Annotated in this window: 23 protein-coding genes; 5 read left to right on the top strand and 18 right to left on the bottom strand. The window is 63.5% G+C overall.

Annotated elements, in window-relative coordinates:
- Nucleotides 1-194: 194 nt before the first annotated feature.
- Entirely contained in the window at nt 195-632 is a 438-nt protein-coding gene (locus ACK4SV_RS06190; protein ID WP_409916938.1) for a MarR family winged helix-turn-helix transcriptional regulator, read from the top strand.
- 94 nt (nt 633-726) lie between these two features.
- Nucleotides 727-1149, top strand: a complete 423-nt coding sequence (locus ACK4SV_RS06185; protein WP_409916937.1) for an organic hydroperoxide resistance protein — start codon at nt 727-729, stop codon at nt 1147-1149.
- Between the two features lie 26 nt (nt 1150-1175).
- Here the strand turns inward: ACK4SV_RS06185 and ACK4SV_RS06180 are convergent, their stop codons facing one another.
- The 14 genes from ACK4SV_RS06180 to miaB all read right to left on the bottom strand — a co-directional run bounded on the left by ACK4SV_RS06180 (nt 1176) and on the right by miaB (nt 14963).
- On the bottom strand, nt 1176-1787 hold the full coding sequence (locus tag ACK4SV_RS06180; protein WP_409916936.1) for a hypothetical protein: 612 nt from the start codon (nt 1785-1787) through the stop codon (nt 1176-1178).
- A 94-nt stretch (nt 1788-1881) separates the two neighbouring features.
- The gene (gene rbfA / locus ACK4SV_RS06175; RefSeq protein WP_409916935.1) at nt 1882-2289 is read right to left on the bottom strand and encodes a 30S ribosome-binding factor RbfA; all 408 of its coding nucleotides are present in this window, start codon (nt 2287-2289) and stop codon (nt 1882-1884) included.
- A 14-nt stretch (nt 2290-2303) separates the two neighbouring features.
- A complete protein-coding gene (gene infB / locus ACK4SV_RS06170) occupies nt 2304-4853 on the bottom strand; it encodes a translation initiation factor IF-2 (protein ID WP_409916934.1) in 2550 nt (849 codons plus the stop codon).
- 55 nt (nt 4854-4908) lie between these two features.
- On the bottom strand, nt 4909-5595 hold the full coding sequence (locus ACK4SV_RS06165; protein WP_409916933.1) for an RNA-binding protein: 687 nt from the start codon (nt 5593-5595) through the stop codon (nt 4909-4911).
- On the bottom strand, nt 5573-7342 hold the full coding sequence (gene nusA / locus ACK4SV_RS06160; RefSeq protein ID WP_409916932.1) for a transcription termination factor NusA: 1770 nt from the start codon (nt 7340-7342) through the stop codon (nt 5573-5575). The genes ACK4SV_RS06165 and nusA overlap by 23 nt, the downstream gene beginning before the upstream one ends.
- Complete coding sequence (gene rimP, locus ACK4SV_RS06155; protein WP_409916931.1) at nt 7339-7935, bottom strand: ribosome maturation factor RimP; 597 nt, start codon at nt 7933-7935, stop codon at nt 7339-7341. The genes nusA and rimP overlap by 4 nt, the downstream gene beginning before the upstream one ends.
- Nucleotides 7936-8083: 148 nt before the next feature.
- A complete protein-coding gene (locus ACK4SV_RS06150; RefSeq protein WP_409916930.1) occupies nt 8084-8293 on the bottom strand; it encodes a cold-shock protein in 210 nt (69 codons plus the stop codon).
- A 187-nt stretch (nt 8294-8480) separates the two neighbouring features.
- On the bottom strand, nt 8481-9170 hold the full coding sequence (gene trmB, locus ACK4SV_RS06145; RefSeq protein ID WP_409916929.1) for a tRNA (guanosine(46)-N7)-methyltransferase TrmB: 690 nt from the start codon (nt 9168-9170) through the stop codon (nt 8481-8483).
- Nucleotides 9160-9588 (bottom strand): helix-turn-helix domain-containing protein, encoded by a 429-nt coding sequence (locus ACK4SV_RS06140; protein ID WP_409916928.1) that lies wholly within the window; start codon nt 9586-9588, stop codon nt 9160-9162. The genes trmB and ACK4SV_RS06140 overlap by 11 nt, the downstream gene beginning before the upstream one ends.
- A gap of 38 nt (nt 9589-9626) precedes the next feature.
- On the bottom strand, nt 9627-11270 hold the full coding sequence (lnt, locus tag ACK4SV_RS06135; RefSeq protein WP_409916927.1) for an apolipoprotein N-acyltransferase: 1644 nt from the start codon (nt 11268-11270) through the stop codon (nt 9627-9629).
- A 6-nt stretch (nt 11271-11276) separates the two neighbouring features.
- Nucleotides 11277-12137 carry a CBS domain-containing protein gene (locus tag ACK4SV_RS06130; RefSeq protein WP_409916926.1) on the bottom strand — a complete coding sequence of 287 codons (861 nt, stop codon included), beginning with the start codon at nt 12135-12137 and terminating at the stop codon, nt 11277-11279.
- 6 nt (nt 12138-12143) lie between these two features.
- Nucleotides 12144-12593 carry an rRNA maturation RNase YbeY gene (gene ybeY, locus ACK4SV_RS06125; protein WP_409916925.1) on the bottom strand — a complete coding sequence of 150 codons (450 nt, stop codon included), beginning with the start codon at nt 12591-12593 and terminating at the stop codon, nt 12144-12146.
- Nucleotides 12594-12603: 10 nt separating this feature from the next.
- Nucleotides 12604-13590, bottom strand: a complete 987-nt coding sequence (locus tag ACK4SV_RS06120) for a PhoH family protein (protein ID WP_409916924.1) — start codon at nt 13588-13590, stop codon at nt 12604-12606.
- Nucleotides 13587-14963 (bottom strand): tRNA (N6-isopentenyl adenosine(37)-C2)-methylthiotransferase MiaB, encoded by a 1377-nt coding sequence (miaB, locus tag ACK4SV_RS06115; protein ID WP_409916923.1) that lies wholly within the window; start codon nt 14961-14963, stop codon nt 13587-13589. The genes ACK4SV_RS06120 and miaB overlap by 4 nt, the downstream gene beginning before the upstream one ends.
- Before the next feature lie 148 nt (nt 14964-15111).
- On the opposite strand from miaB, the gene ACK4SV_RS06110 reads away from it, so the two are divergent.
- A complete protein-coding gene (locus tag ACK4SV_RS06110; protein ID WP_409916922.1) occupies nt 15112-16653 on the top strand; it encodes an alanine/glycine:cation symporter family protein in 1542 nt (513 codons plus the stop codon).
- 36 nt (nt 16654-16689) lie between these two features.
- Here ACK4SV_RS06110 and ACK4SV_RS06105 read toward each other — a convergent pair whose 3' ends face one another.
- The 4 genes from ACK4SV_RS06105 to ACK4SV_RS06090 form a co-directional block, all read right to left on the bottom strand.
- A complete protein-coding gene (locus ACK4SV_RS06105; protein ID WP_409916921.1) occupies nt 16690-17697 on the bottom strand; it encodes a zinc-dependent alcohol dehydrogenase family protein in 1008 nt (335 codons plus the stop codon).
- Nucleotides 17698-17750: 53 nt separating this feature from the next.
- Nucleotides 17751-19211 (bottom strand): AMP-binding protein, encoded by a 1461-nt coding sequence (locus ACK4SV_RS06100; RefSeq protein WP_409916920.1) that lies wholly within the window; start codon nt 19209-19211, stop codon nt 17751-17753.
- A 36-nt stretch (nt 19212-19247) separates the two neighbouring features.
- Nucleotides 19248-20195 carry an alpha/beta fold hydrolase gene (locus ACK4SV_RS06095; protein ID WP_409916919.1) on the bottom strand — a complete coding sequence of 316 codons (948 nt, stop codon included), beginning with the start codon at nt 20193-20195 and terminating at the stop codon, nt 19248-19250.
- An 87-nt stretch (nt 20196-20282) separates the two neighbouring features.
- Nucleotides 20283-20588 (bottom strand): SCP2 sterol-binding domain-containing protein, encoded by a 306-nt coding sequence (locus ACK4SV_RS06090; protein ID WP_409916918.1) that lies wholly within the window; start codon nt 20586-20588, stop codon nt 20283-20285.
- 107 nt (nt 20589-20695) lie between these two features.
- Here ACK4SV_RS06090 and ACK4SV_RS06085 point away from each other — a divergent pair, with 107 nt between their 5' ends.
- Together ACK4SV_RS06085 and ACK4SV_RS06080 are read left to right on the top strand one after the other, a co-directional pair.
- A complete protein-coding gene (locus tag ACK4SV_RS06085; RefSeq protein WP_409916917.1) occupies nt 20696-22243 on the top strand; it encodes an acyl-CoA carboxylase subunit beta in 1548 nt (515 codons plus the stop codon).
- 217 nt (nt 22244-22460) lie between these two features.
- Nucleotides 22461-23240: a DUF4349 domain-containing protein gene (locus ACK4SV_RS06080; RefSeq protein ID WP_409916916.1), complete on the top strand. Its 780-nt coding sequence runs from the start codon at nt 22461-22463 to the stop codon at nt 23238-23240.
- Nucleotides 23241-23245: the final 5 nt, after the last annotated feature.

Genomic DNA, 23245 nt, shown 5'->3' with positions numbered 1-23245 from the left:
GAGGCTCCGATAGCCAGCGGCGCGGGTCGAACGCGTCTCCGGTCTGGTTTGATGGGTTGGCGGGGCATAGTCGGGGCAGGCAGGCTGCGTCAATCACCCCTGCTGCAGGCGGCGCTGCGCCCTGCGCACAATTCGATTGTGTCATCGGTGCCGGCGCACCTATCTAGGAAGCAGGATACAAGGCCCCTGCCCCCATGAACGATCCGGAGAACCCCCTGCTGCTCGACAACCAGCTCTGCTTTGCGCTGTATTCGGCGTCATTGCAGATGACGAAGCTCTACAAGCCGCTGCTGGACGAGATTGGCCTGACCTATCCGCAATACCTGACGATGCTGGTCCTGTGGGAAGAGGATGGGGTCAGCGTAGGGCGGCTGGGCGAGCGCTTGTTTCTCGATTCCGGAACCCTGACGCCGCTGCTGAAGCGGCTTGAAAAGGCCGGGCTTATCACCCGCGCGCGCAATGCCGAGGATGAGCGCCAGGTGATCGTACGCCTGACCCCGGCCGGACAGGCGCTGAAAACGGCTGCGCAGGACATTCCGCTCAGGATTGCAGCGTCGGGCGATATGAGCGCCTCGGAATTCCTGAGCCTGCGAAAGAAACTGAAGGAATTGCGGGCCAGCCTGATGGGCTGAGGCCCTGTCGCCGGGAAAGCAACAAAAACGGAACTTACATTGCACACAATCTTATTGCTTCCTATATACATGTTGTTCAGACAGGAGAGAACACATGACGACTCTTTATACGGCCCGCGCCACATCCTCCGGCGGGCGCACCGGCACGGCCCGCAGCGATGATGGCCGGCTCGAAGTCACACTCGAAACACCCAAGGAAATGGGCGGCGCGGGCGGCCCTGGCAGCAATCCGGAGCAATTGTTCGCTGCCGGGTATGCGGCCTGCTTTCACTCAGCGCTGAAATATGTTGCTGGCCAGAAGAAGATCGCCCTGCCGGCAAACTCGTCCGTAGGCGCGGAAATCGGCCTTGGCCCTAATCCGAAGGGCAAGGGGTTTGCGATCACGGCGGCGCTGACAATCTCGCTGCCGGGCATGGGCCGGGCAGAAGCCGAGACGCTGATCGCCGAGACGCACGAAGTGTGCCCCTATTCAAACGCAACGCGGGGCAATGTGGACGTGCAGCTTCAGCTCGCGTGATTGTCCGCAGGAGGCGCGGCCTTGCCTCAATAGCTGAGGCGGGGCCGACCTTCGAACACTTCATCTTCCTGCGCCTGCGGCGGCGGGGGACTTACCGCGTGCAACCCCTTCGGCGTGCGCAGGTTGACGATGTCGAGATTGAGATCGAAGTCGCCGACAATCTGGGCGTCGCCGGTGTCGAGCTTGTGCCGGATGATGTCGCGGATCTTCACGAGGACTTCCCGGCTGTTGTCGACCAGGGGGATCTGGCGCCCATCAGACGTGCCGATCTGAAGCCGGAAATAGGGCTCTCGCCGCTTCAGCATCGTGGCGATCATTACGGCCCGCACGCCGAGGATCACCCCGAGAAGGAGGAGCCCGCCGCCAACCGCGAGCCCGATCACGCCGTCAGCCTGTTGCGGGCGAAGCGCCCACCAGCCGAGGCCGACAAGGCCGAAAAACAGGGCGCTGACGCTCAGCGTGGCATAGACGCTCTGGACCTTGCGATTGCGCGGCGTATCCCAGGGCGCGAACTCGTGACGCTCCACTGACATGGTCGCGACCTGTTTCACCGCGATCGTATCATCGCCGAGCTGCAAAGACGCAGCGGAAATCTCGCCCTGCCGCGCGCCTTCCATATCGAGTGTCTGACGGTCCATTCTGAGCCCCATTCATCCTGGATCAGGGCTCGCAGAGCCGCAACCCTGAGTCAAATATCAAACCATCAAGGCAGAAAGACGGCGGGCGGGTGGATTAGTCCCCGCCGGCAACATCCCGGCGCACGCGCGGATCTGCCAGCAGGCGGTCGATTGCCGTTGCCTCGTCATAGGAAGCATCGGCGATGAAATGCAGCTCTGGGGTGAACTTCATGTCGATTTCGCGCCCAAGCCGGCCACGCAGGAAGCCGGCGGCGCGTGTGAGCGCCGCCGCAAGGCGGGCCCTGCCCTCCTCCGTCTCGTCACCGAGCGGTGTCACGAAGATATTGGCGTGTTTCAGGTCCGGCGAGCAGCGGACCTCGCCGACCGTTATGATGACGCCGGTGAGATCCGGGTCACGGAACGCTTCCCGCGAGAGAATATCCGCCAGCGCATGACGGATGATCTCGCCCGCGCGCAGTTGGCGCTGGGACGGCATGGCGGGAGAGGCAGGTCGGCGAGCCATAGACAGGCCGCCCCTTATGCCAGCGTCCGGGCGATTTCCTCGACCTGGAAGCACTCGATCTTGTCACCGACCCGGATGTCTTCATAGCGCTCGAACGCCATGCCGCATTCCATACCGGCATTGACTTCGTTCACTTCATCCTTGAACCGCTTGAGCGTTTTCAGCTTGCCTTCGTGGATCACGACGTTGTCTCGCAGGAGACGCACGCCGCATCCACGAAGGACCTTTCCTTCGGAAATGCGGCAGCCGGCAACCTTGCCGACCTTGGTGATGTTGAAGACTTCGAGGATGTCTGCATAGCCAAGGAAGGTCTCGCGCTTCTCCGGCGCCAGCATCCCCGACAGGGTCGCTTTCACATCGTCGATCAGGTCGTAGATGACCGAATAGTACCGGATCTCCACGCCTTCACGCTCAGCAAGATCGCGCGCCTGCTTGTTGGCGCGGACGTTGAACGCGAAGATCGGCGCGTTCGAGGAACGGGCGAGCAGAACATCGGATTCCGAAATCCCGCCGACGGCCCCGTGGATCACCTTGGCGCGCACTTCCTCGGTCGAAACCTTGTCCAGCGACATGCTGATGGCCTCGACGGAGCCCTGCACATCGCCCTTCAGGACGACGGGCAGTTCACGTGTTTCGATGGCCCCATCCTTCAGACGGTTCATCAGCTGGTCGAGCGAGGCGCGAGCGGCGACGGACGCATTGCCGGCAACCTGGCGCTTGTGACGATCACGGTATTCGGTGATCTCGCGGGCGCGGGCCTCATTTTCGACAACGACAAACGCCTCGCCCGGGTCAGGTGCACCATCCAGGCCGAGCACTTCGACCGGAAGCGACGGCCCGGCATCGGGCAGCTGCTGGCCGCGTTCATCGACCAGAGCACGCACCTTGCCCCATGACGCGCCGGCCACGACAATGTCGCCGCGCTTCAGCGTGCCGCGCTTGATCAGCACGGTCGCCACCGGCCCGCGACCCTTGTCGAGTTTCGATTCGATCACGACGCCGTCGGCCTGACGGTCCGGATTCGCCTTGAGTTCAAGAACTTCCGCCTGGAGCGTGATCGCGTCCGTCAGCTCATCAAGCCCAAAGCCGGTCTTGGCCGAGACCTGGACCGCCTGGGTCACGCCGCCCATCGATTCGACCTGGATGTCATGCTGCAGGAGGTCTGTCAGCACCTTGTCCGGATTGGCATCATGCAGGTCGCACTTGTTGACCGCCACGATGATCGGAACCCCGGCCGCCTTGGCGTGATTGATGGACTCGATCGTCTGCGGCATCACTGAATCGTCGGCCGCAACCACGAGGATCGCGATATCAGTCGCATTCGCGCCGCGGGCCCGCATGGCGGTGAAGGCGGCGTGGCCTGGCGTGTCGAGGAAAGTGATCCGCTCGCCCGACTTCAGCTGAACCTGGTAGGCGCCGATATGCTGGGTAATGCCGCCAGCCTCGCCGGATGCGACATCGGTCTTGCGAAGCGCGTCGAGCAGTGAGGTCTTGCCGTGATCGACATGGCCCATGATCGTGACGATCGGCGGCCGCGGCTGGAGGTCGCTCACATCATCTGCAGCACCCTCGAGTCCGATCTCGACATCCGATTCGGAGACGCGGCGAACCGTGTGGCCAAATTCGTTGGCAATCAGCTCGGCCATGTCGGCGTCGATGATGTCGTTCCCGCGCAGCATCTCGCCCTGCTTGAACATGAATTTCACGACGTCGGCGACGCGCTCATTCATCCGGCCGGCAAGGTCCTGAAGGGTAATCGTCTCGGGAAGGATCACTTCAATCGCGACCTTCTCACGCTGCTCGGATCCACCGATCCGGCGCTCGCGTTCACGCTCTCGCGCCCGGCGGACAGAGGCCAGCGACCGCTGGCGGTCGGCATCATCCCCAAGCGCCGAAGCGATCGTCAGCTTGCCCCGGCGGCGCTCACCCGCATCCCCGCGGGACTTTGCAGCCGCCTCGCGGGCGCGCTCGGCACGGTCGTCGCGGGCAGGCTTGCTGCCGCGCTTGTTGCGGGATGCGTCGTCGGTTTCTTCGATGACCGGGGCAGCCGGCGTTGCGGCGGCGGGGCGAGCCGTCTTGGGCGCGCGATCTGTGCGTTCGCGAGCCGCCGCCTCTGTTGCCTTGCGGGCCTCTTCTTCGGCGCGGCGGCGGGCTTCCGCTTCCTCGCGCTCGCGCACGACCTGGACCTTGCGCTCCTGCTCGGACCGGAGACGATCCTGCGCTTCGCGTTCGCGCTCATTATCCTTGGCGCGGGCGGCTTCTTCGGCCTTGCGCTGTTCGAGGACTTTCTGGCGGGCTTTTAACTCGTCAACCGTGATGCCGAGCTTGGACGCCAGCGCCACGAGCTTGGCCTCCATCGAGTCTGCCGCTGCCGGCTGCGCGCCCGGCGCAGCAGGGCCTTTTCCGGCCTCAGCGGTCACAGGCCGGCGCTTCTTGGTCTCGACGACCACAGACTTGGAGCGACCATGGCTGAAGCTCTGCTTGACCGTCCCCGCTGTCTTGCGTGGTACGGTCAGCGGCTTGCGCCCGCCGGTATTGTTGCCCTGATCGTTATTATCGCTCATTCGTCCTACATATCATAAACTAAGCCGCAACGCCTGTGCGTTCCGGCGACTTCCGCTAGGCGCCCTGATCCGGGAACCACTCCAGTTCGGGTGCCGGACGGAAACCGGTCAGGCGGCGGTACGCGCTTGACCAGTTATCCGCAAGTGCCCCCCTGCGGAGGAGCCCGTGTACCACATGGTCACGGCCGAAAGCCATGCCCAATTCCGTAGCGCTGAGTGCGCCAGCCACTGGCACGCCCGTATATAAGGCTTCCGCAAGGAAATACACCTTCCGGCGCCCATCTTCAGCCCCATCCGATGCTTCAAGCAGGGCAGCAGGCCGCGCATCCCTTATGGCATCGCGGACCTGATCGAAGCCCGCAACCGCCTGGCCGGCTTTCCGGGCGAGGCCCAGAAGCTCGATGCAGCGCCGCGCGAGAAGCTGTTCGACGAAATCTGCCAGCCCATCCGGAGCGCGGACATTTGTCTTGAACGCCCTGGCAAAAACGCCTTTGCGCGCGCCGGTTTCCAGAACCTGCCGATCCGCCTTGATCCAGACGCCCCTTCCCGGCAGCCGCGCCTGAATATCCGGTGTGACCTCGCCTTCCGGCGACAGCACAAAACGGATCATCGCGGACCGGGGGAGCCGCTCGCGCGTGACGGCGCATTGGCGATCCGGCGCGGGAGACTTACCCTCCCGCACCGGGCCGTCATCTACAATGTCTGAGGTCAGGCCGGGATCACTCTCGGGATGCGGTTTCATCGTCACCGCCCTCCGCTACCAGGTCTGCCAGATCGATTCCGAGCTCCTCGGCGAGGGCGTCTTCGTCCTCTTCTTCGTCAACCGAGTTACCAAGCTCGCCGAGGGCGAGCAGCGCGCGCTCTTCCTCGGTAAGTTCAGCCGGTTCGGCGTCGGCCTGCTGCGCGAGCAGGGCATCAATGGCTTCCGGCTCAATCCAGCCTGCGGCCACGCGGGCCTTCATGACGAACATCTGCGCGTCATCCTTGCGCATTTCGCCCTTCTTCAGGATGCCCTCGACCCAGACCGGCTTTCCGTCCGGACCGGGTTCGCGGGAGCCGGTGATGTCGTCCGGCACGAGACCAGCGACGTCTTCCACGGTTTTCACGCCTTGCAGGCCGAGCTTGACGGCAAAGCCCGGTGTCACGCCCTCGAGCTCCATGACCTCATCCTCGACGCCGAGTTCGCGGCGCTTGGCATCGTTCTCGGCGGCCATCTGCTCGAGGAAGTCCCGGGCGCGCTGTTGCAGCTCCTCGGCGACGTCCTGATCGAAGCCTTCGATCGTAATGAAGTCATCCGGGGCAACATAGGCGATCTCCTCGACCGTCTCGAAGCCTTCGGAAGCGAGGAGCTGGGCGAGGGTTTCGTCAGCATCAAGAGCTTTCATGAACAGCTCGGTCCGCTCCTGGAATTCCTTCTGGAAGCGCTCGGAGTCGGCTGTCTCGGTGATCAGGTCGATCTGCCAGCCGGTGAGCTGCGAGGCGAGGCGGACGTTCTGGCCGCGCCGGCCAATGGCCAGCGGGAACTGATCATCGGCGACCACGACCTCAACCCGGCGCTCGTCTTCATCAAGCACCACTTTGGAAACTTCCGCCGGCTGAAGCGCGTTCACGATGAAGGTTGCGGCGTCATAGCTCCACGGGATGATGTCGATCTTCTCGCCCGAAAGCTCTCCGACCACGGCCTGGACGCGCGCACCGCGCATACCGACGCAGGCGCCGACCGGATCAATCGATGAGTCATTCGAGATCACACCGATCTTGGCGCGGCTGCCCGGATCACGGGCGCAGGCCTTGATCTGGATCACACCCTCGTAAACTTCCGGCACTTCCTGGGCGAACAGCTTGCGCATGAAGTCGGGCGCAGCGCGCGACAGGAAGATTTGCGGGCCTTTCAGCTCGCGGCTGACCTTGTAGAGATAAGCGCGGACACGGTCGTTCGGCTGGAAGTTCTCGCGCGGGATACCGTCATTCCGGCGGATGATGCCCTCGGCGCGGCCGAGATCGACGATCACATGGCCGTATTCGACGCGCTTGACGATGCCGGAGACGATCTCGCCGACACGGTCCTTGTATTCATTATACTGACGTTCGCGCTCCGCATCGCGCACTTTCTGCGTGATGACCTGCTTGGCGGTCTGTGCGGCAACACGGCCGAAATCGAAGGGCGGAAGCTCTTCCTTCAGCTCACTGCCGATCTCGAGCGAAGCGTCGATCTTTTTCGCTTCGGCGAGGCGGAGCTGTTTCGCTTCGTCTTCGAACGCTTCCTCCTCGACGACCGTCTGCACGCGCCACAGCGTCTGCTCGCCGGTCACGGGGTCGATCTTCGCCCGGATGTCATGTTCCTGCCCGTACTTGGCCTTGGCGGCTTTCTCGATCGCCTCCTGCATCGCCTCGATGACGATGCGCTGGTCGATCGACTTCTCTTCCGCGACCGCCTTGGCGATCTGGAGGATTTCAAGCCGGTTGGCCGAAACGCCGATGGCGCTCATTGGACATCTCCTGTCTCTGGGTCTTCTTCGTCTTCCGTCTCGTCGATTTCAAAACCGGCGAGGAATTCTTCGTCTTCGGGCTGCGGAGGCAGGTTTCCGGCTGCGCGGGCCGCCTCGATCAATTCATCGGTCAGCACAAGGCTCGCCCGGCTCATCTCGTGCACGCCGGCCACAAGCTCGGTATCGTCTTCAAGCTCAAGGTGCACGCCGTCCGCATCTTCGGAAACGATGATGCCGGTAAAGCGGCGGCGGCCATCAATCGGGCGCGCAAGCTCGACCTTTGCCGAATGACCGATCCAGCGGCCGAAATCACCGGGGCGCGTCAGCGGGCGGTCAATGCCGGGCGTCGACACTTCCAGGACATAAGCGTCCTGGATCGGATCGGCGGCCTCAAGAACAGGTGAAAGGGCCCTGCTGAGGCGTGCGCAATCCTCAACATCAGTCGGTGCTCCCCCAGCCCGCTCCGCCATCACCTGCAGGTGCGGCCGGCGCCCACCGGAGACGCGCAGGCGCACGATCTCCATCTCCAGCCCGCTGGCAACAGGCTGGATGAGATCAAGCAGGCGGCGCTCCTGTTCGGTCAGGGCGATCATCGGGGGCTGGAGACTCCTGGGCTAAAGAAAAGCGGCGGACCCGTTTCCGGACCCGCCGCCGATATATTTCGACTTGGGCGCCAGATAATCGCTTTCTCAGGCCTTGTCGAGAGGCCAGAGGCGACGCGGCGCAGTCAGCCTGGAAACCTCAGAGGATCTTCAGATCGACAGCGGAGGTTTTGCCGCGGCGCTCATCCTTGAAGAGTTCGTAGGAGATCGCCTGGTTCTCGGCGAGGGTCCGAAGGCCCGACCGCTCGACCGCAGAGATGTGAACGAACACGTCCGCACCGCCCTCATCCGGCTTGATGAAGCCGAAACCCTTCTGGTCGTTGAACCATTTCACTTTTCCGGTTGCCATAATGGCCTTCCTTTACCGTTCCTGTGGCCGGGCTGGGTGCGGGATTGCCCCATTTGCCGTGCCGATCGAAAGCGGAGGAGAAAAGTCATGGCCGTCGGTCTGACGGGGTCTTGATATTCAGACCGACCGGTTTCGATGCGCGAGTTTGCACACAACCGGGCCCAGAGGTCAAGGAAATCCCACAGGTTCAGGCCGAAACGCACTCGATCCAGACAGGCTGGCAATCGCCCAGCTGCTTCGATTCATAGCGGGTTGTCACATGGTCTTCGGGGGCTGCCTGCCAGTCCCGGGCGACTGTTGCCGTCCATTCGAACCCGCCGGCGGAAAGGAAAGCAAGGAGCGCTTCATCGGCATAGCTGCGCACATCAGTTGCGAACCGGACCCGCGCACCTGGCTGCATCCGGCTGCGCAGCAGCCGCAGGAAATCCGGCTGCACAAGGCGGCGCTTTTGCTGGCGGCGCTTCGGCCAGGGGTCCGGAAACAGGATGAAGACGCGGGCGAGGCTCGCCTCGGGCAGCCGCGTCAGGAGTAACCGCGCATCATCGGGCCACAGCCGGACATTCGTGAGACCCGCATCCTCGATGCCCGCGACAGCCTTGGCGACGCCCTCGATGAAGGGTTCACAGCCGATCAACCCGGCCTGCGGATGGCGCGCGGCCTGGGCGATCAGGTGCTCAGCCCCGCCAAAGCCGATCTCCAGCCAGATGTCCTGCGTGCCGGGAAAAAGGACTTCGGGGTCGATTGGCGCGTCCCCTGCGGGGACCTCCCAGAGGTGCAGGCGCTCTGCAAGCAGCGTTTTCTGCCGCTGCGACAACGGACGGCCGCCCTTGCGGCCAAAGCTGCGCACCAACGGTCTGTCCGCAGCATCAGGCATCATGATCGCGCGTATCCGTGGCACTTGCCGCTGCCTTCACGGTATCAAGCAGGGATCTGCGAAGGGCCGCATCGCCGATCTTCTGGAAGGCCGCGATAAGTTCGAGGTCCTCGCTCGACAGGGAGAGGGAGAGGAAACCTTCCTCGTCTTCACCTTCGGCAACGCCCGCATTTGCCGCCTGTACCGACTCGCCGAGTCCTTCGAAGAAATAGCCGACCGGAACGTCCAGCACCGAGGCGATCTCATACAAACGGCCAGCGGAAACGCGGTTCACGCCTTTCTCGTACTTCTGGACCTGCTGAAAAGTCAGATCGAGGATCTCGCCGAGTTTTTCCTGGGTGAGCTTCATTTCGCGGCGGCGCCAGCGGATGCGCTGCCCGACGGCGCGGTCTACCCCGCTCGGCGATTTGCTCTCCGACATGATCTGCCCGGCCTGTTCACACGTTGCGTGTCAACGGCTTAACGCCTCCACGTCAGGAAGGCGAGTCCGGCAAACAGGCAGAGCGTGAGCCAGAAGAGCGCTCCGCCGACCCGGGACTGGTAGAGCGTGACGTCTGCGGCCACTGGCAGGCGGGCCCTGCCATAGCTGGTGGCCCAGCCATCTGGCGCTGTCTCGGCGGGGGCGGTGCGCATGATTTCCCGCCCAAACCCATCAACGATCCCGGATGTTCCCCGGTTTGCGGCACGCACCAGCGGCAGGCCCGTCTCGATCGACCGGTAGCGGTTCTGTGCATAATGCTGCGCAGGACCCATTCCCCGCCCGAACCATGCATCGTTGGAGATGAGCACCATCCACTGCGCCCGGTCCGCCATGTTGGCGACGCGCGGGATGTCCGGAAACAGGCCCTCATAGCAGATCAGGGCGACGAATGGCGCGAGCGGACCGGCCTCTATCGCGGTTGCGCCTGCGCCAGGCCGGAAACCGTCCGCCGCAAGCCGCTGGATCGCAGGCGGCAGGAACCCGCTGAGCTGTTGTCCGAAAGGAATGAAGTTGACCGCCGCGAGCTCGCCGAATGGCACCAGCCTGTGCTTGTCATAAAGCGCGAGAGGACCCGTCTGGTTGGCTGTCTCGTCCAGAACGGCGAGGCTGTTGTAGAAGACGCGGCTGTCGGCCTGGCCAAGCTCATACCGCGTTGTGCCGGTAATCAGGGTCCGTTGGCCGATATAGGCAACGATGGCATCCAGCGCGTTTGCATCCTGAAGGAGGTAAGCTGGCACGGCGCTCTCGGGCCAGACGACAATATCGCCGGGCCGGCTGTCGGGATAGGTGAGCATCCGGAGATATTCGTAGAGCACCGGGTCGGGCCCGATCCGGTCCCACTGGTCCTGAGGAACGCCGGCGTCCATGACAACGATGGCCTTGTCTGTCAGCGGTGAGGGCGCCTGCGTGCGCTCGGCGCCCCAGGCCCAGCCAAGCGCGAGGACGACAACGGAAATGAGGGCCGGCGCAAGACGCAGCGGCACACCCCGGGCGTCACGTGTGTCCACGAGGGCGGCCGGAGACGCCATCACGAACACGGTGACCAGCGTCAACCAGTAGACTCCGCCAAGCGAGGCAGCCTGAGATATGGCGCCGCCGGGAATCCAGGTTGTGCCCGGCAGGTTCCATGGAAAGCCTCCGAACAGGTGGCCCCGGGTATATTCTGCGAGCGCAAAGAAGAGCGCGAAGACAAAGATCCGCGACGGCGAAGCAGACCAGAACGCCCCCGCCATGGCTGTCAGAAGACCCCAGATCAGCGCCATTCCCGCCGGCAGAAGCACGAGCGGCATCCAGATGAACCAGATGGTGCGGGCGGGATCGACCAGGAATGGCATCGCCGTCCAGTGCAACCCCACCAGAAAGAAACCGGTCCCGAAGGCCCAGCCTCTCAGGAAGACCGCCCTGCCCCAGCGCGGCAATGCCCGGGCCCCGTCAATCATCCAGATCAGCCCGGTGAACGAGATGGCCAGCACAGCGCTGAAATGGAAAGGCGCGAACGCCACGGCGGCCAGCGCGCCGAGCAGGAAAGCGACACCGGCGGCGGCAACCCCCTGAAGGCGCGCAAAGCCCTCATGCAGGGGACCCAGCGCAGTAAAGCCATGACTGCGCACGACAACGTTCATGACTGGCTACTCCTCGGCAGCCGCCTGAGGCGCCAGCTCCGGCAGCCGCAACCGGAGCCGCCGGATGCGCCGTGTATCCGCATCCATGATCTCGATCTCTGCTCCGCCAGGGTGTTTCAGCACTTCTCCGCGCAGCGGTACCTTGCCAGCGAGGGCGAAGGCAACCCCGCCCAACGTGTCGATGTCTGCGTCATTCTCTTCAAGGGAGAGGTCCATGCCGGTCTCTTCGCGGAAATCGTCGATTTCCGTTCGCGCGTCCGCTTCCCACACCCGCGCAGAGCGGCGCACGAACATCGCTTCCTCTTCGTCATGCTCGTCTTCGATGTCGCCCACAATGACCTCGACAAGGTCTTCAAGCGTGACCAGGCCATCCGTGCCGCCATACTCGTCAACGACGAGAGCGAGGTGAATCCGGGTGGCCTGCATCTTCACGAGCAGGTCCGTCAGCTTCATCGATGGCGGAACATACAGCACCTCGCGCCGCAGCCGTTCGAGCGGCCGGCGGGCAGGCGGACCATCCTTGGCGAGTTCGCCGATAAGGTCCTTGATGTGGACGAAGCCAATCGGGTCATCGAGATTTTCCCGAAACACGGGCAATCGGGAGTGAGTGACCTCTGCAAAGAAGGCAATCAGCTCATCAATGCTGGTGCTGGCTTCGACAGCCTTCACCTCGGCGCGCGGGACCATGACGTCATAGACCCGCAACTCTTCAAACTCGGCGAGCCTGAGCCGCATTTCCTGCGGCGCGGCCGCTGCAGCCGCGTCTTCAGCAGAAACGGGTGCGTCCTCTACAGCCTTTTTCCGGAAGCCGAAGAGGGTGCGTAATCGGCCTGAGGGCGCCGCGTCGGAAGGGTCTGAATCGCTCATTGCCGGTCAGATTTGATATGGATCAGGAATACCGAGCGAAGCAAGCGCCTTTGTCTCGAGTGCCTCCATGACGGCGGCGTCTGCTTCGGTTTCATGATCGTATCCCAGCAGGTGGAGGTATCCGTGCAGGATCAGGTGGATGAGATGGCTTCCAAGCGGCTTGCCCTGCCGCGCTGCATCGCCTGACGCAACACCGAAGGCGACGGCGATGTCGCCGAGGAAAGGCCGGTCCATCGGCAGGGACGGGAATGACAGCACGTCGGTCGGCTTGTCCTTTCCGCGAAACTCGCGGTTCAGGTCATGCAAGGCGGCATCATCCGTCAGAAGGATCGCGAGCCGGCCGCCGCCATCTTCGACCAGCGCGAGGCCCAATTCGAGCGCTTCCCGGCAAAGTGCCTCGACATCGCCGGCCGCTGACCAGCGTTCGTCCTCGATGAGCAGATCAAACGAGACCATGGGTTGCAGATCAGCTCTCACCGGCGGCGGCATAGGCGTCGATGATACGGCTGACGAGGCCGTGGCGCACCACATCAGCAGCCGTCAGGCGGTGCACGCTGATGCCTTCGACCTCACCGAGAATCCGCAGCGCCTGGCGCAGGCCGGACGTCTGGCTCGCCGGCAGGTCAACCTGGTCAGGGTCGCCGGTGATGACCATGCGGCTGTCGCGGCCGAGCCGGGTCAGCACCATCTTCATCTGGGCGGCGGTCGTGTTCTGGGCTTCATCGACGATGACGAAGGCGTTCTTGAGCGTGCGGCCGCGCATGAACGCAATCGGCGCAACCTCAATCTCTCCGCGCGCCATGCGCCGCTCCATCTGTTCCTGCCCCATCAGCTCGCGCAGGCTGTCCCAGATCGGCAGCATGTAGGGATCGACCTTCTCCTCCAGCGTGCCGGGCAGGAAGCCGAGCTTTTCACCCGCCTCGACCGCCGGGCGCGTCACGATCAGGCGCTGGCGAAGGCCGGCATTGAGCTCTGCCACACCGGTCGCGACCGCAAGATAAGTCTTGCCGGTGCCCGCCGGGCCGACGCCGAAGACCATCGCATTGTCCGGATTGGCGAGCATTTCGAGATAGCGGGCCTGTCCGCGCGTCATCGCGGCGACGGATTTCTTCAGGCCGCGCAGGCTGGAAAAGGATTGGGAGGGGGATTGCGCCGCCTCAAGCGCCCCGTCGAGTTCCATTTCCGAAGCCTCCGAGCCGCCGCGCAGGCGGCGTTCAAATTCGGCGAGCGCCGCCTCGGCGACGGAAACACCTTCATCGGTTCCCTGTAGCAGGATCCCGCCGCCCTGGCTCTCCGCGCTGAGGCCATAGTCCTTCAGCCGGGTTTCGAGCAGGGTCAGATGACGGTGATGCGGGCCGCACAGATCCTGCAGGCGCGCAGAATTGCGCACTTCATACAGGCGCCGTACGGGGGGCGTTTCCGTCTCTGTGGTAGACCGGCGCTTTCCGCTCACAGAGCGGCCTCGCGGAGCGATACGAGTTCACCGGTGAGCGAATTGAGGCTGGCAGCCCGGATCTTCACGTCCACGATCTGGCCTGTGAGATGGTCCGGCCCGTCAAAATGGACAGCCTGCAGATAGGGCGAACGGCCATGAGCCTGGCCGGGATTGCGGCCCTTGCCGGTCACGAGCACCGGCAGCGTCCGGCCGATCTGGGCCGCATTGAACGCGGATTGTTGTTCCCGCAGCAGCGCCTGAAGCGCCTGAAGGCGTTGATCCTTCACCGCTTCCGGCACATGGCCGTGCATCTCTGCCGCCGGAGTGCCCGGGCGCGAGGAGTATTTGAAGGAATAGGCAATCGCGAAACCGGTATCGCGGACCAGCTGCATCGTCGCCTCGAAGTCGGCATCCGTCTCACCGGGGAAGCCGACGATGAAGTCCGAGGCGACCGCAATATCGGGCCGGGCCTTGCGCACGCGGGCGATGATGTCGCGGTAGGCATCCGCCGTATGGCCGCGGTTCATGGCTTTCAGGATACGGTCGGAGCCTGACTGGACGGGCAGGTGCAGGAACGGCATCAGCGCGGGCGTGTCGCCATGGGCGGCGATCAGATCATCGTCCATGTCGCGCGGATGGCTGGTCGTGTAGCGGATGCGTTCTATCCCGCCGACTTTGGAGATGTGGCGGCAGAGCTGGCCAAGGGACCATACCCCCTGCCCCTCAATCGCCGGGGCCGCGCCATGGAAGGCGTTCACATTCTGGCCGAGCAGGGTGATCTCGCGGACCCCTTGGACGGCGAGGCTGCGCACTTCGGCAACAATATCGTCCACCCGGCGGGAGATTTCGGCGCCGCGCGTGTAAGGGACGACGCAGAAGGTGCAGAACTTGTCGCACCCTTCCTGAACCGAGACGAAAGCCGTGGGGCCATCTGCCTCGCGGGTTTTCGGCAGGGCGTCGAACTTCTCGATCGTGTCAAACTCGGTTTCCAGCCGGTCACCGATGGCGCGGCTGGCGCGGGCGATCATTTCGGGTAGCTTGTGATAGGCCTGCGGGCCGAGCACGAGATCGACAGCCGGCTGGCGGCGGATCAGCTCCTCGCCTTCGGCCTGGGCAACACAGCCGGCGACCGCAATGGTCATGCGGCCGCCAGACGCCTCTTTCAGGCGTTTCAGCTGGCCAAGCTCGGAATAGACCTTTTCGGTCGCCTTTTCCCGGATATGGCAGGTGTTGACGACGACAAGGTCTGCCGCGTCGGGGCTTTCCACAGGGGCATAGCCCAGTGGCTTCAGAACATCGCGGATGCGTTCTGAATCATACACATTCATCTGGCAGCCATAGGTCCTGATAAACAGACCCTTGGGGGGCTTTGCGCTGAGGGTGACGGTCATCCGGCGGCTTATGCCTCAAAAGCGGGCAAGCCGGAAGAACCTTCCTCCATCCCCTTGCCCCGACAGCAATCGCAGGCTTCACAGGCAGGAGAAGCGGGCTAGTGTGCCCCGAATTGGTCAAGATTGGCGCCGGGGAGGCCTCACACTCATGCTCGCAGATTTCTACGAAGCGTTTGCTGGCGCTGTTGAAAACATATCGAACTTCATCTGGGGCGGCGAATGGAACGGGGAAGAAGTCCTGCCCTTCGGTCCGATGGCGGTCATCCTGCTTGGCACCGGCCTGTTTTTCATGATCCGCCTGGGCGGCCGGCCGCTGCGCCGGTTTGTTCCTGCGATTGTGGAAGTCTGGCGCGGCCGCAAGGGAAATGGCGACGCGGCCGCCATCACGCCCTTCCAGGCCCTCGCAACAGCACTTTCGGGGCAGGTCGGCACAGGGAACATCGTGGGGGTGGCCACCGCGCTCACCCTTGGCGGGCCGGGCGCGATCTTCTGGATGTGGATCACGGCGATCTTCGGCATGGCACTCGCCTTCGCCGAAAGCTCTCTCGCCATCAAATATCGCGAGATCGACGAGAATGGCCGCATCAATGGCGGGCCGATGTATTACATCAAGAAAGGGCTCGGGAGGAACTGGACCTGGCTCGCTGCGATCTTCTGCATCGGCACGATCTTCTCCGCCACAGCCACCGGCGGGATGATCCAGGCCAATGCGATGACGGCAAATATCCAGTCTGTCGCCGAGGGCGCGGGCTTCTCAATCCCGATCTGGGTGCTCGGCCTGATCCTCGCAGGTCTCGTCTTTGCGGTGATCATAGGCGGGATCAAGTCCATCGGGCGCGTCGCCGGAAACCTCGTGCCGGCCATGGCGATCGTCTATGTGCTCGCCTGTACGGTTATCCTGCTCTTGAACATTCCCCATATTCCGGGCGCGTTCGGCATGATCTTCGCCTCTGCTTTCGGGCTTGAAAGCGCAGTCGGCGGGCTTGCAGGCTATGGCGTCCTCTGGGCGATCCGGGCGGGCGTGGCACGCGGCCTGTTCTCTAACGAAGCCGGCCAGGGATCTGCGCCCATCGCCCACGCGGCATCGCAGATGAAAAACCCCGCCAAGCAGGGCGAGATCGCCATGATCGGCGTGTTTATCGACACGATGGTGCTCTGCACGATGACTGCGCTGGTGATCCTGACCGCCGAGGGAACATTCGCCACCGCTCCGGCCCTGCTTGAGAAGCCGGCCTTTGTCGCTGCCGGGCTTGCGGAGACCACGACACATCTCTGGATGGCTGAGGGCACCGATGCCGCAACCCTGACCAACCGGGCCTTCACAGATGCCGTGCCTGGTCCAGTCGGCGGATGGGTGGTCACGCTCTGCCTGACCCTGTTCGCCTTCACCACGATCATCGGCTGGTCATACTATGCCGAGCAGGCGACGACCTTCCTCGCCGGCGAATGGGCCACCAAGCCGTTCCGCTATGTCTGGGTCATCATCATCTTTATCGGCAGCCTTCAGGAGGTCGACTTCATCTGGCGCTTCGGCGACATCGCCAATGCCTCGATGGCGTTCCCGAACCTGATCGCCATCCTGCTCCTGTCGGGTGTCGTCTATGCCATTCACAAGAAGAATGGCGATCCAGATACCGCCGATGGCGAGAGCATCATGGAAGACCTGCGCGTGACGAAGCCCGCCGAATAGGCGGGCTTCGCTCCGGCGGTTCAGCAAGCAGCAGGATCAGATCGTCAGGACAATCTTGCCGAAATGCTGCTGGCTGGCCTGATGGGCAAAGGCGGCCGCGATCTGGTCCAGCGGGAAGCGGCTGTCGATGATGGGCCGAAGGCTGGGCGAGGCGTTGAGCGCATCGACCATGTCTTCCTGGTGGCGGCGTGAGCCGACCGTGATGCCGGACACTGTGATGTTGCGCGAGAACAGCGCAGCGGTCGGCACTTCGCCGGAAATGCCGGTCAGCACGCCAATGAGCGAGATGTGCCCGCCCGGCCGGCAGGCATTGATCGACTGCGCCATCGTGCCCGGCCCGCCGATCTCGACCACTTCATCGACGCCGCGGCCACCGGTCAGTTCAAAGGCCTTTTTGCCCCAGTCCGGCGTTTCCTTGTAGTTGATCACGTGATCGGCACCGAGGCTCTTCAGTTTCTCCAGCTTGGCGTCAGATGATGAGGTCGCGATGACGCGCGCGCCGGCCATCTTTGCGAACTGCAGCGCAAAGATTGAGACCCCTCCGGTGCCCTGTACGAGCACCCAGTCACCGGGCTTGGTCTTTGTTTCGACGAACATGCCGCGCCAAGCCGTCAGCGCCGCGCAAGGGAGCGTCGCAGCTTCCTCAAACGTCCATCCCTCCGGCATCCGGGTGAAGGCGGTTTCCGGGCCGGCATAAAGCTCGCAGCCGAAGCCATCGGCGCCGTCGCCCGGGACGCTCTGGAAACCGGCGGCCTCAATCTGGCCGGACTGCCAGTTCGGGAAGAAGAGCGAGATGACCTTGTCTCCCGCCTTCCATTTCGTGACGCCCTCACCGACCGCGACCACCTCACCGGCGCCATCCGACATCGGGATACGCCTGTCGGGTGTCGGGATACCCCCGAGGACAACAATGAAATCGTGATAATTGAGCGAGCTGGCGCGCACGCGGACGAGAACTTCGCCAGCCTTCGGCTTAGGGTCGTCGCGGGTTTCGATGACGAGTTTGTCGAGCCCGCCAGGCTTCTTTACGGCTGCAACTTTCATGGTCTTGATCCTCCCAATCTGGCAGGACGGGAGCTATGGCGCCCCTAGGTAAGTCAAGGGGCCGGAGCGAGCCTCGCCTCGCGTAAAGCCTTGCGGCGGACCTTGCCGGCGTCGTCGCGCACAGCCTCGGCGACATATTCGAAGCTCTTGGGAACCTTGTAGCGCACCAGCCGGCCGGAAAGATGGGCCAGCATGTCTGCGTCGCTGGCCGGACCCTCCGGACGGTCGATGATGGCATGCAGGCGCGCGCCCATGTCCTCATCCGGCAAGCCGATGACGGCCGACGAGCGCACACCGGGATAAGCATCAATCGCGGCCTCGACTTCGGCCGGGTAGATATTGGCGCCGCCGACGATGATCATGTCCGATAGCCGGTCAGTCAGGTAGAGATACCCCTCGGCGTCCATCCAGCCCATGTCGCCAAGGCTTTCCCAGCCGCCTTCGATGGCCTTGGCCTCCGCGCCGATATAACGATAAGTGGTGCCCTGACCTGTATGCGGACGCATGAAGACTTCACCCACTTCTCCGGGTGGAAGCGTTTCTCCATCCTCGCCAACGATCTTCATCTCACACGTTTCCACCGGGCGGCCGACCGAGCCGCGATGGGCGAGCCACTCCGTTCCCCGGATGATGGTCGACCCCTGCCCCTCAGTGCCGCCATACAGCTCCCAGATCACTTCGGCCCCTAGCCAGCCGATGAAACACTCCTTCAGCCAGGCCGGGCATGGGGCGGCGAGATGCCAAAGCGCGCGCAGGCTGGAGAGGTCATACCGGCTGCGCGTCTCTTCCGGCAGCGCCCAGATGCGGCGCATCATGGTCGGCACCGTATAGACCACATCCACCTTGTGCGCTTCGATCAGGCGGAGCGTTTCCTCGGCGTCGAACCGCGTCGTGACAACAACCGTGCACCCACGGAACAGCGCCTGCATCGCCCAGAGGAACGGGCCGTTATGGTAGAGCGGGCCAGGGATCAGCATTGTGCCACCCGTGACAATTTCGAGCATCGGCAGGTCGGGATCGACGGCCGCAGGCGTCTTGGAAACGATCAGCTTCGGCCGCCCGGTCGAGCCGCCGGAGGTCATCGCCTTGAAGCTCTCGGCTGTCATTTCCGGCAGCGGCGCATCAGAGAGCGACACGTCGGGCACAAACTGTTCCGGAATGCAGGCAGACTGCGGATACTCACCTGGTTGCACGCCGACGACGAGGCTTGGCGCGCCAATCTCGACAATCTGGTCGCGCTCGATCTTGGGCAGGCGCGCGGAAATGGGCTGCGGTGTTGCGCCAGCCTTCCAGACTGCGAAACAAGCCTCGAAGAACTCGGTCCCGTTCGGCAGCGCGATCGTCACGAAGTCTCCGGGCTTTACGCCAAGCGCCTGGTAGGCACGCGCGAGGCGATTCGTGCGCTGCTCAAACTCTATCCAGCTTACCCCTTGCCCCTCATGCGCAAGGGCGACCCGGTCCGGCAGGATTGCCGCCCAATGCGCGATGATCCGCGAGAGTGAGATGACTGCCATTTCCGCCCCGTCTGGTTTTGTATTGTTTTGTAATTGTCAGATGTTTGCGCGCTTCAGGAGGCGTTGGAAACCCGCCCAGAATTCCGCGCGCCGGTCGTCTGTTTCCATCAGGATTTCATGCATCGCGCCTTCGACCGTGATGTGCTCGCAATCCTTCAGGCGCGCGGCGATGGCGGCGTGGGAGGCGTTGTCGACGAGCTTTTCCTCGCTGGCTGATGCGACAAAGACCGGGATATTCACCCGCGCGAGGGCCTTAGGTTTTGTGAAGGTCTCAAGGATGTTCAGCGAGGCATCAAGCCAGCCCCAGGTCACCGGGCCCAGTTCCAGCGTTGGGTGCGCATCCGTGAGTGCACGCTGGATTTCCCAGCGGCGCTTGTCATGCGTGACGATATTGGTCTCGAACCGCTCCGGCGGCCCGGGCTGAATGGCGTAATCGCCCGATCGGCCTGTCACGCGCATCGCCCAGACCAGGTAGCGCATCCCGAAGAATTTCGATTTGAGGCCCCACATCGGCGCGCAGAAAGCGGCCGCCTCGACCTTTACAAACCCTTGCGCGATGGCGGCCAGCGCGATGGCGCCGCCCATCGAATGCGCGAGCGAGACGTAGGGTCTCGGTAGCCGTTCATCCAAAGTCTCCAGCCCGCTGGCAAGGGCGGTCATGAAGGTCTCGAACCGGTCGATATGTCCCTTGCGGCCATCTGGCAGCAGACGGTCGGACAAGCCCTGCCCCGGCCAGTCGAGGATAAGAACCGCAAAGCCCATCTGCTGCAGCTCACGGCCAACCTCGAAATACTTTTCTATGAACTCGGTGCGCCCCGGGCACACGATGACCGTTCCCCGCGGCGAAGATGCCGACAGAGCCGGCGCAGCACACGCCCGCAGCCGGCGGTTTCCCCCGCCTTCAAACCAGATGATCTCGGCGCCCTTCGGTGCTGGATTCCCGGGTACGTCGATGAAACGGTCAAGCTCGGGCGTCTGGGTCATGGGGCAGCTTGTTCCGGCAAAAAAAGACTGGGCCGCCCAGAGGTCTCCCCCGGGGCGGCCCGATCCGTCAAGCACCTGGGCGCGTGATCAGCCCGCGAGCTTCTTCATCAGCGACTGCAGCTGCATGGCAACCGACATGTCGCCGGCCACTTTCAGCTTGCCCTGCATGAACGCCATGGTGGGATCCATTGCGCCAGAAGCGATTTTCACGAAATCATCCCAGCTGACCGAGATCGTCGCGTCGGCCGGATCATCGGAATTGTCGACCTTGCCGGCGGCACCATCGATCAGCAGCTTGCCGACGCTTCCGAAATCAAACTTTACCTTCTTCTTGAAATCGCTGCCGCCAGCGAGTGCTTCCGACGCGCGGGCGGTGAGTTGGGCGAGATCCATCAGGCTTCCTCCTTGGATTGAGACCTGCTGTGGGTAAAGCAAACCGGGGCCGCGCGGGCAAGAAGAATCCCTTGACGTGCGCGGCGGCACGTCAATCAGGTGGGCCTATGAGCTGGCAAAAAGCAATTGAGGAACTTCGCCGCCGGGAACGGCTTGCAGAGGAAATGGGCGGCGAGGAGCCTGTCTCCCGCCAGCGTGGGCGCGGCAAGCTGACCGTCCGGGAGCGTGTCGCCTTCCTGGCCGACCCCGGCAGTTTCCATGAGATCGGCAAAATCGCCGGCAAGGCGACGTATGGGCTGGATGAGGACCTCGCGAGCTTCATGCCCTCCAACTCCGTCATGGGCCGGGCCACGCTGGAGGGCCGCCCCACTGTGATCCTGGCGGATGACTTCACGGTGCGCGGCGGGGCGGCCGACGCCTCGATCTGGCAGAAGATGGTGCAGGCCATCAAGATGGCCGCCGAATACCGGATGCCGCTGGTGCAGATGATTGACGGCACCGGCGGGGGCGGATCCGTCAAGATGCTGGAGAAGGATCCGCGCACCTATATCCCAGAGACGCCAGGCTGGAACGAGATCACCCACGGCCTGACGCAGGTGCCGTTTGTCTCGCTGGCGCTCGGCCCATGCGCCGGCATGGGCGCAGGCCGGGTGGCCGCGAGCCATTTCAGCATCATGGTGAAGGAACTCTCCCAGGTCTTCGTGGCAGGGCCACCGGTCGCGATCGCACTCGGTGAAGATGTCACCAAGGAAGAACTCGGTGGCTGGAAGATCCAGGCGATGAATGGCACCGTCGATAACGTCGTCGACACAGAGGCGGATGCCTTCGCAGCAGCGCGGCGCTTTCTGAGCTACATGCCCTTGTCGGTGCACCAACTGGCTGAGCGCACGCCGCCTGCCGACGACCCGCGCCGGCGTGATGACAGCCTCTTGTCAATCGTCCCGAAGGACGGGCGCACGCCGTACAAGCCGCGCCGGATCATCGAAGCGAGCGTTGACAAGGGCAGCTTCTTCGAGATCGGGCAATACTGGGGACGGGGCATCGTTGCCGGGCTTGCGCGGATTGATGGCTATCCGGTCGGCATCCTCGCAGGCGACCCGTTCTTCCTGGACGGCGCATGGACAGCGGATGTGTGCGACAAGGTTACCCGGCATATGGACCTCTGCTCTACCTTCCACCTGCCTGTCGTTCATTTCGTGGACTGTCCGGGCTTTGCAGTCGGAGTGAAGGCGGAAACTGCCGGGGTCACCCGCGCCGGTGTGCGGGCGATGACAGCGGTCTATCAGGCCGATGTGCCCGTTTGTTCCGTCGTCATCCGCAAAGCTTACGGCCTTGCCGGATCGGCGATGATGAACCAGAGCCGGACGAAGTGGCGGTACTGCTGGCCGAGCGGCGACTGGGGGTCCCTGCCGATGGCCGGCGGCATCGAGGCGGCGTTCCGCAAGGAGCTTTCCGAAGCTGAAGACCCTGAAGCGCTGAAAGCCCAGCTCTACCGGAAGTTCGAGGCGATCCGATCCCCGTTCCGGACGGCAGAAAGTTTCCTTGCGGAGGAAATCATCGACCCGCGGGACACAAGGCCCCTGCTCGTGGATTTCATCCACCATGCGCAGCGTTGCCTGGAAACGGGGGAGCGGCGCATCGGCTTCCGCCCATAGCAACCCGGCCCGCGCCAATTCGCCCGGCTTAGAGCATCCTCTTGCCATTTTCATGCGGATGATGCCTCCTTACGCCCAGTCCTTGGGGAGGGAACCTGTCATGATACGGACAACTTTGTTTTGCGGACTTTCAGCCCTGCTGCTCGCAGGGTGCGGCGGCTCGGGATATGATGGCGGACGTGTTGCAACCGCCCCCGCGCCCCCGATTGAGATGGCCATGCAGCGCTCCGACGCAAAGTTCGACATGGCCAGCGGCGAAGCTGGCGGCGGCGGCAGTGAACCCGTCGCTCAGCAATACATCGCCTACGCCCACTCAATCGGTCTGCGCTTGCCTGTGCGGTCTATCGAGCCAAGCCTTCAGGGCCATATCGATGCCTGCAACGCAGCTGGCCCGTCCGTCTGTATCGTGACCAATTCAAACCTGTATGCCTATTCCGAGGACGAGGCCTCAGCTTTCCTGAACCTTCGGGCAACGCCTGCCTGGATAGAGAGCTTCCTTGGCGGCATCGATGCCGAGGTGCAGGCGGTTCGCGGGGAGGTTACCAGCCGGCAGACCACCGCCGAAGATCTGACCGTTTCCATCGTTGATACCGATGCGCGCGTGAAAGCGCTCACAACCCTGCAGGGACGTCTTGAACAGCTGCTCGCGACGCGGCCGGGTGAACTCAAGGATGTGCTGGAGACCGAGCGAGAGCTGGCGCGCGTCAATGGCGAGATCGACTCGCTGAAATCGACGCTCGCCGCCCTGCGCCAGCGGGTCGATATGAGCCGGCTGTCGATCAGTTACGAAACGAAGCGCAATCCGGTCTCGCAAGGCGCCCTGAAACCGCTGGGCGATGCCTTCAGCGGATTCTTCTACAATCTTGCGAGCGCGCTGGCCGCTGTCATCACGGCCTTCGCGGTGGGGCTGCCCTGGCTGCTGCTGATTGGCGCCCTGCTCTGGATCTGGCTGCGGCTGATCTGGCCGCGCGTGCGCCGCAAGAAGCCGGGGGCCTGACCCGG

This window comes from Hyphomonas sp. (assembly GCF_046313735.1).
GTDB lineage: Bacteria > Pseudomonadota > Alphaproteobacteria > Caulobacterales > Hyphomonadaceae > Hyphomonas.
Note: the sequence above shows the minus strand (reverse complement) of the source record. Positions and strands in the feature narration are given on the sequence as shown.